The following is a 9,442-nucleotide window of genomic DNA, read 5'->3' as shown; positions in this document are numbered from 1 at the left end:
GTCCCGCTCGTGGTGTTCGGGCTGTACGGCGGCGCGATCGTCGACCACTACGACCGCCGCCGCGTCGCGCTCGTCGCGTCGCTCGTCGCGTGGACCGTGGTGCTCGGGCTCGCGGTGCAGGCGTGGGAGGGTGGGTCCCCGGACGCGAGCGGAGGAGGGTCGGTGGGCGTGCAGCACGTGGTCGTGATGGGGGTGTCCGGGACGGGCAAGACGACGATCGGGCGGCTCGTCGCCGAGGCGCTCGGGACGCCGTTCGTCGAGGGCGACGACCTCCACCCGCCGGCGAACGTCGAGAAGATGGCCGCGGGCGTCCCGCTGACCGACGAGGACCGCGGGCCGTGGCTGCGCCTCGTCGCCGGCGCGATGACCGAGCACGCCCAGGCCGGTCGCGGGACCGTCGTCGCGTGCTCAGCCCTGCGGCGGGCCTACCGCGACGTGCTGCGCAGCGCCGACGGGCGCGTGCGGTTCGTGCACCTGGCGGTCGACCGCGACGAGCTCGCGCGACGCATGGCCGGACGGCGCGGTCACTTCATGCCGGTGTCGCTGCTCGAGTCGCAGCTCGCGACGCTCGAGCCGCTGGCACCCGACGAGGACGGCGTCGAGCTCCCCGTCCACCGCGACCCCGCCCAGACCGCGGCCGCCGTCGTCGAGGCGCTGGACGCCTGACGTCGCCGACACGCGGACGGCCCCGGCTCGGCGTGCCTGACGCACCGACGCGCCCCCGACGTCCCGCCGGGTGGCGGTCGTCGGGGGCGCGTCGTCGTGGTCGGTCGCTCCCGGTGCTTCTCCCAGGCCAGCGGGAGCGGCGACTCGTCAGGGGGTGCGGTAGCGGGCGTCGTCCGCGTCGATGATCGGCTCGCCGGCGAGGACGTCGGGCGCCGGGTCGTCGGCCTCGGCCGTCGTGGACGACCGCCACGGCGCGTTGCCCGCGACCGCGGCCTTCGCCGCGTCGACGGCCTTGTCCTTGAGTGCCACACCCTGCTGCTTGGCGAACGCGGTCGCCTGGCTCTCGACGTCCTGGACGTAGCCCTGGACGCGCGGGTCCTGCCAGACGTCGTTCGCCCAGCCCTTGATCTTCTCGAACTGACCCCGTCCCGCGCGGGTCCCGAGCACGTACCCGAGCCCGACGCCGACGGCGAACACGACCTTGCCCTTCATGAGCGGTCCTCCCGAGGGTCTGTGGCGGCGACGTCCGCAGCGCGTGCCGCCCGTCCGAAGGTCCGAGCGTAGGCACCGGGCCGCAGGTCCGCGCGTCGAACGGCACCACCACCGGGGGCGACGCGGCGGAGGTCCGTCCCCTCCGGCCGGCTCGTCCAGCGGCGGCGCGCCGCCACGCCGCGCGCGGGACGACGGTCGGGTCGACACTGGCGGCACGCGACGGCAGGGGGAGGTCATCATGAGCGACCCGAGCACGGCCACCACGAGCACGCGTTCCGCCGACGGTCCGCCGCTGCGCCGGTCGATCGGCCGACGCGTCCTGCTGCTGTTCGTCGTCGGCGACATCCTGGGCGCGGGGATCTACGCGCTGACGGGCAAGGTCGCGGCCGAGGTCGGCGGGATGGTGTGGCTGCCGTTCGTGTGCGCGTTCGTGCTGGCGACGCTGACGGCGACGGCGTACGCGGAGCTCGTCGGCCGGTTCCCGCAGGCGGCCGGCGCCGCGCTGTACGCGAACCGGGCGTTCCGGCGGCCGTTCCTCACGTTCCTCGTGGCGTTCGCGGTGATGATGTCGGGCATCACGTCGGCGAGCGCCGCGGCGCGCGCGTTCGGCGGCGACTACCTCGCGGAGTTCGTCTCGGTCCCGACGCTGGTCGCGGCCTGGTTCTTCCTGCTGCTCATCACGGGTGTGAACCTGCTGGGGATCTCGGAGTCGGTGCGCGTGAACGTCGTGCTGACGATCGTCGAGGCGACGGGCCTGCTGGTGATCCTCGCGATCGGCGCGTGGGCGCTGCTCACGGGCGAGGGCGACCCGGGCCGCGCGTTCGTGCTGGAGACCGACGGCGCGGCGTGGATGGCGGTGCTCGGCGCGACGGCGCTCGCGTTCTACGCGCTGCTCGGCTTCGAGGACTCGGTGAACCTCGCGGAGGAGTGCCACGCGCCGCGCCGCGACTTCCCGCGCGCGCTGTTCGGCGGGCTCGCGGTCGCCGGCGTCATCTACGTGGGTGTCGCGTTCACGTCGTCGATGCTCGTGGAGACGGACGTGCTCGCCGAGTCGACCGGTCCGCTGCTCGAGGTGGTCAAGGTCGCGGGCCTGACGTTCCCGCCCGCGCTGTTCGCCGTGATCGCGCTGCTCGCGGTGTCGAACACCGCGCTCATCAACATGCTCATGGCGTCGCGGCTGGTGTACGGGATGGCGCAGGAGCGGATCGTGCCGCGCGTGCTGGGGCGCGTGGGCGGGCGGCAGACGCCGTACGTCGCGATCGCGTTCACCGTGGTGATCGCGCTGACGCTCGTGACGACGGGCGACCTGGCGGGGCTCGCGGACACGACCGTGCTGCTCCTGCTGCTGGTCTTCGCGACGGTCAACGTCGCGGTCCTCGTGCTGCGCCGCCGACCCGACGAGGGGACGGACGCGGGCGACGACGACCCGGCGGCACGCGACGCCGCGCGTCCGACGTTCCGCGCGCCGACGTGGGCCCCCGTCGCGGGCGCGGTCGTGTCGCTCGTCCTCGCGTCGCCGCTCACGGGCCGGGACGCGGCGGTCTACGTGCGCGCCGGCGCGCTGCTCGCGATCGGCGTGGTGCTGTACCTGGTCAACCGCTGGGTCGTGGGCCGCACGGCCCGCACGGACCACGACGCGGCGGCGTCGACGTCCCGCGCCTGACGGCCCGCGGGTGTCGCCGCGGTCGTCGGGCCGACGCCCACCCGCAGCGAGCAACCAGGCTCAGCGCGACAGGCTCAGCGCGACAGGCTCAGCGTGACCGGGCTCAGCGTGACCGGGCTCAGCGCGACCGGTCGGCGTGCTCGCGGTGCAGCACGCAGATGGCGTCGACGAGCGCCTCGGCGGGCCCGTCGACGACCGCGCCGGGGACGACGGACTTCACCGGCAGCGGCGCGACGGGCCCGGGCGGCAGCCCCCAGGCCCGCCGCCACGCGACGAGCTGCCCGCTCGACGCGACGTAGACGATCCGCCCGAGCCCGGCCCACCCGTGCGCGGCCGCGCACATGGGGCAGTGCTCGCCCGACGTGTAGACCGTGCAGCCGCCGCGTTCCTCCGGGGGGAGGTGCGCGGCGGCCCAGCGGGCGATCTCGAGCTCGGGGTGGCGCGTCTGGTCGCCGTCCTTGACGCGGTTGCGGTCCTCCATCAGCACGGTCCCGGCGGCGTCGACGAGCACCGAGCCGAACGGCTCGTCGCCGTCGTCGAGCGCCTCGCGCGCGAGCGCGACGCACCGTCGCAGGTGGACCAGGTCGGCGTCGGTCACGGCCATGACGCCGACCCTAGGCCGCGGCCCGCGGTCAGGACAGCCGCGGCGTCGTCACGCTCGTGATCGGGCCCACGAGAGTGCCCGCGGAGTTCTGCGCGACGACCCGGTAGTAGTACGTCGTGCTCGGTGCGAGCCCGGTGACCAGCCCGCTCGAGACCGACTTCTCGTAGGTGAGGGCCGCGACCGACGTGACGGGGGACGTCCGGCCGAGGGCCGTGGTCGTGCCCCACTCGATCCACGCCGTGGTCACCAGCCGGTGCGGGTGGACCTGCGCCACGAACGTGGTCGACGTCGCGGTCGTCCCCGACGTCCACTGCTTCGACGACGTGGGCTTCCCGGCGGTCTCGAAGCTGCTGGTCGTGACCGTCGTGCCCGCGGGCGTGGTCGTCGTGGTGCGCACGTGGTACGTGGTGTTCGGCTGCAGGCCGCCGAGCGGCTGGTTGACCGTCTTGAGGTACGTCACCGCGGGGACCGACGTGACCGGGCCGGTCGTGCCGTACGCGGTCGTCGTGCCCCACTCCGTCTGCACGGTCCCGGCGAACCCGTGCAGGTCGACGAGCGCCTGCGACGTCGCGGTCGTCGTCGTGACGTCCTTCGCCGAGACGGTGACGGTGGGCACGGGCGCTGCGTCGACGGACACCCGGTCGGTCGCGGTGCGGCCGGCGGTGTCGGTGACGGTGAGCCGGAGCGCGTACGTGCCGGCGGCGTACGTCCGGGTGACCGCGGCGGGCGGTGTGCCGGTGCCGGTGAGGGGTGCGGACCCGTCGCCGAGGTCGAGGGTCCACGACGCGATCCCGGCCCCCGGCGTCGAGCCTGCGGCCCACGAGCGGGACGCGTCGACCGTGACGGCCAGCGGCGCGGCCCCGTGCGTCGCGGAGACGCGCAGCCACGCGGTGGTGCGCGTGCGGGCGGCAGGATCGGCCGCGATCGACCGGAACGCGGTGAGCGTCGTGGCCGAGGAGTCCGCCCACCACGGGCAGCTGCCCTGCTGGTGGAAGTAGAGGACGGCCTTGACCTCGGGCCAGCTGGTCCAGGTGGTCATGGAGTCGCGCAGCCAGGTGGCCTTGCGCTGCGCGTTCGCGGGGTCTTCGACCGAGCCCCACTCGGCGACCATCATCGGCTTGCCGTGCTTCTGCGCGAAGGCCCGGACCGCGGTGGACTGCGTCGCGACGCTCTGCCAGGACGTTGGTCCGCCGGGGTTGCAGCCGTTCCAGTTGTAGACGTCGAGGCCGACGTAGTCGACGACGTCGTCGCCGGGGTAGAGCGCGTCGGCGGTCGTCGTCGCGGTCGTGGCGAACGGCGTGGGCGTGACGATCCACGTCCACACGACGTTGCTCACGCCCTTGTCGCGGAACACCTGCACGTAGTGCCGCCACGCGGCGCGGTACTCGGCGGCCGTGCCGAAGCCCGTCGCGTAGTCGGGCTCGTGCTGGAACGTCAGGTAGAGCGGGACGCCGAGGCCCGCGACTGTCGCGGCCTGTGCGGCGATGGTCGCGTCCTGGTCGCCGCGGGCGATGGACGCCCAGCTGACCTTGGTCCCGTCCACGCGCTTGGTCGCGACGGACAGGACGGGCGTGCGGCCGCGCTCGACGGCCGAGGCGACACCGCCCGCGCGCAGGTCCTCGTCCCACTGGCGGTACAGGCGCTGGACGTCGAGCTTGCGGCCGACGGTGTCCTCGAACCGCCCGACGGCCTCCTCCTGCGTGGACGTGCCCTTGGCGACGAAGGCGCCGAAGAGCAGGCCGGTCCGCGGGGTGAGGGCCGCGGCAGCGGTGCCGGGGGCGGGCTCGGCGGCGGTCGCCGGTGCGGCGACCCCGGTGCCGAGCAGGCCGGCGACGAGGGCCGTCACGAGGACGACGGCACGGCGGCGGACCGTGCGAGCACGGGACGGACGGGGGTCCCGGAGCGGGAGGTGCGGGCGGGTGCGGGCATGGCTGATGGCGCCCGAGACGGGCGTGGACGTGCGCAAGTGAGGAGCCCCCTGAGTCGTTCGGCAGCCTGGCGGACCTCGAGGGCCCCATGGCTTTGCGTCCCTGCCTCGCGGCAGGTTTGCCCTTGTCGCTGACCGAACAAGCGTACGAGCACACTCCTGGACCTGTACATAGGACGTAAGTCCTAGACGATTGTTCAGTGAGTCATATCTGTAGTGACCACGTGGTGGACCGGGTATTTCCGTTCACCGGTGACTCGTGGAAACTGTGAGGACTCGTCCGGTACGCCGGACCTAGCCGCTCCCGAAAACGGGATCCGGCGCCGCGCGACCGCTCCGGGACCGGGGGGACCTCGAGCACCGCGCCGCGCCGCCTCACCGCTCGCTGTCGAGCAGCCCTTCCCCCGCGACGTCCTCGCCGCCGTCCCCGCGCGACCCCGAAGCCCGCCGCGTTGAAGAAGCCGACGCCTCGACACGAGGAGCTCCCGCGTGCTCATCTTCCTGCTGCAGGTCCGTGACCTGCTGTCCGACGCCCCGTTCGAGATCTACCTCTTCGCCCTGTTCACCGCCCTCGTCTGGCTCATCTGGCTCGTCAAGGTCGTGCTCTCCGCGCGCTACCGCACGTGGAAGGAGCCGTGCCACGCGACCACGTCCGTCGTCATCCCCGTCGTCGACGAGCCGCTCGACCTGTTCCACGACGTGCTGCGCCGCATCACCGAGCAGCAGCCGCACGAGGTGGTCGTCGTCATCAACGGGCCGCGCAACACCGCGCTGGAATCCGTGTGCGACGACTTTCCTGACGTGCGCCGGATCTGGACCCCCGTCGCCGGAAAAAGGAATGCGGTCGCCATCGGCGTCGAGATGTCGACCGGCGAGATCATCGCCCTCGTCGACAGCGACACCATCTGGACGCCGCACACCCTGACCGAGCTCGTGAAGCCGTTCAACGACCCCAAGGTCGGCGGCGTCACCACCCGGCAGCGAATCCTCGACCCGCGGCGGAAGTTCATCACCCGCTGGGCCGACTGGCTCGAGAACAGCCGCGCGCTGTACGCGATGCCCGCGCAGTCCGCGCTCGGGCAGGTCGGGTGCCTGCCGGGCCGCACGATCGCGTTCCGCCGCGACGTGCTCCAGCGGGCGATGCCGCAGTTCCTCGGGGAGGAGTTCCTCGGGATCTTCCTCGAGGTGTCGGACGACCGGACGCTCACGAACCTCACGCTCAAGCAGGGGTACCGGACCGTCTACCAGCACACGAGCCTCGTCTACACCGACGCGCCCCTGCGGCTGCGCAAGATGGCGAAGCAGCAGCTGCGCTGGGCGCGCGGCAGCCAGTACAACACCCTGCGGATGCTGCCCTGGATGACCGGGCACGCACCCGTGCTCGGGTTCTTCTTCGCCATGGACATCCTGCTGCCGTTCCTGCTGCTCGGGACGTGGGCCGGCGGGCTGTACCGGACGCTGACCGCGACCGGGTACAACTTCTACAAGCCGCTGCTCGAGCTGCGGCCCGGCTGGCAGGGCGTCGTCGTGCTGGTCGGGCTCGTCGTCGCCGCGAGCTGGCTGTCGATGGCGCTGCGGCAGGTGCGCCACCTGCGCGAGGTGCCGCGCGACCTGCTCCTGCTGCCCGCGTACATCGTGTTCTCGACGTTCTTCCTCATGCCGATCCGGCTGCTCGGGTTCTTCCGCATGGCGCACGTCGCGTCGTGGGGCACCCGGGCCCACGCCTACTCGGCGGACACGTCCGACGAGGTCCTCGACGTCGCCGAGGACGCGCTGCGGACGGAGGCCGACCGCGCCGCGTTCGACGACGGCCTGCCCTCGGTCGGCGACACCCCGCCGTCCGGGGTCCCGCTCGCCGACGCCGCCCACGGGCCGCACACGTCCACCCGCACGGCGGCCGGCACCCGTGCCGCGCGCCGCACCGAGACGCTCACCTACGTCCGGACGCACCCGGCGCCCCCGACGCGTCGGCGCCGGCTCAACCCCAAGGCCGCCGTGCCCTACCTCCTCGGCGGTGCCCTGCTCAGCGTGGAGGCGCTCGCCTATGTTCTCTGACCGCCTGTTCCGCCTCAGCCGACGGCAGCGCATCAGCGGCGCCGCCCTCGTCGTCGCGCTCCTGCTGGTCACAGGCCTCGCGTGGTCCACCCCGCAGGGCCAACGGTTCTGGGAGGGCCCGTCGGAGGCCGAGGTCGCGCTGCAGACCGAACGCGCCCGCGCCGACGACCTCAAGACCCAGCTCACGGCCGCCGAGGAGAAGCTGGCCGGCGGCCGCCCACCCGTCCTCGACTCCGTCCAGAAGGCGCGGGCCGACGACCTCAAGGCCCAGCTCGACGCGCTGCAGGCCGAGCTCGTCGCGACGCAGCAGGCCCTCGGCCGGGCCGAGGCCGAGGCCGCCGCGCAGGCGGACGCCGCCAACGTCGTGAACGGCGAGCTCAAGGCGACGCGCGAGCGGCACAACGCCGCGGCCGTCGACACGACCGCGAAGATCGCCGACCTGCGCCGGCAGGTGCAGGAGCTGTCGTGGAAGGTCGAGAACCCCCAGGGGTACGTGCCGCCGCCGGTGACCGCGTCGATGACGAAGGCGCAGATCCTCGCCGCGAGCCAGCTGTTCGGCCTCTACACGACGCAGAGCCCGTTCGACTACGCCGAGTTCAACGGCGTCGAGGCCGCCGTCAGCCGCAACGCGAACGTCAGCGGCTACTTCCAGTCGTGGGACACCCCGTTCCGGCCCGACGCGGTCCAGGCGGCGTGGAGCCGCGGGCAGATCCCGCTGCTCACGTGGGAGAGCCAGAGCCAGATCGGCTCGATCACGAGTGACGTGCCCGAGTTCTCGCTCAGCCGCATCATCGGCGGTGCGTTCGACGACTACCTGCACCAGTACGCGCGCGACATCGCCGCCACGGGCCTGCCGCTCGTCATCCGGTTCGACCACGAGATGAACGGCAGCTGGTACCCGTGGTCGGAGGTCCGCGGCTGGGACGGCGGGTCGATCAACGGCAACCGGCCCGGCCAGTACGCCGAGATGTGGCGGCACGTGCACGACATCTTCGAGGCCGAGGGGGCGAACGACCTCGTCGTGTGGCTGTGGGCGCCGAACCGCGTCAACAAGATCCCCAGCCAGCCGCATCCGCGGCAGTTCTACCCGGGGCCCGAGTACGTCGACTGGGTCGGCATGTCGGGCTACTACCGCCCGGGCGACCCCGAGCCGACCTTCGACGACACGTACGCCATGACGCTGCCCCTGCTGCGCGAGGCCGCACCCGGCAAGCCGATCTTCCTCGCGGAGATCGGGGCCACCGAGCGCGGCGGCCACAAGGCGGAGTGGATCAGCAGCCTGTTCGACGGGCTGGCCCGACCGGAGAACAGCGACATCATCGGCATCGGCTGGTTCAGCCTCGCCGTGACCTCGGGCGAGGGCAGCGGACGCTCGACCAACGACTGGCGGCTCGACTCGTCGCCGCAGTCGTTGCGCGCCGCCGCCGACGGGTTGGCGCGCTCCGGGATCGGGCTGCCCCGGCCATGACCGACGCGACCCCCGACCCCGGTCCGCCGCCGGGGTCGGGGGTCGTCGTCCGTCCCCGGCCTGACGCGGCGGCCGGGGGGTCCGTCGCGGCCCGCTCCGGCGGCCGGCGCACGAGGCGCGCCGGGTCAGCCGCGCCAGGCAGGGAGCTGCTGGACCGACCACTCGTTGCCGTCGGGGTCGCGGAACCCCGTGAACCGGCCCCACGGGAACTCCTGGACCTCGGGGGCGTCGACGCCGTGCTCGACGAGGAAGGCGCGCGCCGCGTCGGCGTCGTCGACGACCACCTGCAACCCCCTGACGGAGCCCGGCGCGGCGTCGGTCAGGCCGAGCCCGACCGCGATCGAGCACGCCGAGCCGGGCGGCGTGAGCTGGACGAAGCGCACGTCGTCGCTGACGCGCTGGTCGTGGTCGACGACGAACCCCACCTGCTCGGAGTAGAAGGCGACGGCACGGTCCACGTCGCTCACGGGGACGATCACGAGCTCGAGCCTGAACTCCACGGGAGACCCCCTCGGTCGGCCCGCCGGACGACCCCGGCGGCGTCCGTCCCATCGTCCCGCCGGCCAC

General features: G+C 73.3%; 8 protein-coding genes and 1 riboswitch. Of the genes, 4 read left to right on the top strand and 4 right to left on the bottom strand.

Features of this window, described 5'->3' with window-relative positions; genetic code table 11:
- Nucleotides 1-666: gluconokinase (locus OMK64_RS19290; RefSeq protein ID WP_374694126.1), on the top strand; the 666-nt coding region annotated here is incomplete at its 5' end.
- Between the two features lie 147 nt (nucleotides 667-813).
- Here the strand turns inward: OMK64_RS19290 and OMK64_RS19285 are convergent.
- On the bottom strand, nucleotides 814-1,158 hold the full coding sequence (locus OMK64_RS19285; RefSeq protein WP_272729978.1) for a YtxH domain-containing protein: 345 nt from the start codon (nucleotides 1,156-1,158) through the stop codon (nucleotides 814-816).
- 238 nt (nucleotides 1,159-1,396) lie between these two features.
- Here OMK64_RS19285 and OMK64_RS19280 point away from each other — a divergent pair, with 238 nt between their 5' ends.
- A complete protein-coding gene (locus OMK64_RS19280) occupies nucleotides 1,397-2,821 on the top strand; it encodes an APC family permease (RefSeq protein WP_272729977.1) in 1,425 nt (474 codons plus the stop codon).
- A 118-nt stretch (nucleotides 2,822-2,939) separates the two neighbouring features.
- Here OMK64_RS19280 and OMK64_RS19275 read toward each other — a convergent pair whose 3' ends face one another.
- Together OMK64_RS19275 and OMK64_RS19270 are read right to left on the bottom strand one after the other, a co-directional pair.
- Nucleotides 2,940-3,425 (bottom strand): nucleoside deaminase, encoded by a 486-nt coding sequence (locus OMK64_RS19275; RefSeq protein WP_272729976.1) that lies wholly within the window; start codon nucleotides 3,423-3,425, stop codon nucleotides 2,940-2,942.
- A gap of 28 nt (nucleotides 3,426-3,453) precedes the next feature.
- Nucleotides 3,454-5,271 (bottom strand): glycosyl hydrolase, encoded by a 1,818-nt coding sequence (locus OMK64_RS19270; RefSeq protein WP_272729975.1) that lies wholly within the window; start codon nucleotides 5,269-5,271, stop codon nucleotides 3,454-3,456.
- A gap of 140 nt (nucleotides 5,272-5,411) precedes the next feature.
- Nucleotides 5,412-5,486: riboswitch (cyclic di-GMP riboswitch) on the bottom strand.
- 355 nt (nucleotides 5,487-5,841) lie between these two features.
- Between OMK64_RS19270 and OMK64_RS19265 the strand changes: the two genes are divergently transcribed.
- Together OMK64_RS19265 and OMK64_RS19260 are read left to right on the top strand one after the other, a co-directional pair.
- A complete protein-coding gene (locus OMK64_RS19265) occupies nucleotides 5,842-7,407 on the top strand; it encodes a glycosyltransferase (protein ID WP_272729974.1) in 1,566 nt (521 codons plus the stop codon).
- Nucleotides 7,397-8,875, top strand: a complete 1,479-nt coding sequence (locus OMK64_RS19260) for a glycosyl hydrolase (RefSeq protein WP_272729973.1) — start codon at nucleotides 7,397-7,399, stop codon at nucleotides 8,873-8,875. The genes OMK64_RS19265 and OMK64_RS19260 overlap by 11 nt, the downstream gene beginning before the upstream one ends.
- A 125-nt stretch (nucleotides 8,876-9,000) precedes the next feature.
- On the opposite strand, the gene OMK64_RS19255 is transcribed toward OMK64_RS19260, so the two are convergent.
- Nucleotides 9,001-9,375: a VOC family protein gene (locus OMK64_RS19255; RefSeq protein WP_272729972.1), complete on the bottom strand. Its 375-nt coding sequence runs from the start codon at nucleotides 9,373-9,375 to the stop codon at nucleotides 9,001-9,003.
- Between the last annotated feature and the right edge of the window lie 67 nt (nucleotides 9,376-9,442).

Source organism: Cellulomonas fimi (genome assembly GCF_028527925.1).
GTDB lineage: Bacteria > Actinomycetota > Actinomycetes > Actinomycetales > Cellulomonadaceae > Cellulomonas > Cellulomonas fimi_C.
Note: the sequence above shows the minus strand (reverse complement) of the source record. Positions and strands in the feature narration are given on the sequence as shown.

Coding starts and splice junctions, on each gene's coding strand:
- OMK64_RS19285 (WP_272729978.1), bottom strand. CDS start 1,158: ATGAAGGGCAAGGTCGTGTTCGCCGTCGGCGTCGGGCTCGGGTACGTG.
- OMK64_RS19280 (WP_272729977.1), top strand. CDS start 1,397: ATGAGCGACCCGAGCACGGCCACCACGAGCACGCGTTCCGCCGACGGT.
- OMK64_RS19275 (WP_272729976.1), bottom strand. CDS start 3,425: ATGGCCGTGACCGACGCCGACCTGGTCCACCTGCGACGGTGCGTCGCG.
- OMK64_RS19260 (WP_272729973.1), top strand. CDS start 7,397: ATGTTCTCTGACCGCCTGTTCCGCCTCAGCCGACGGCAGCGCATCAGC.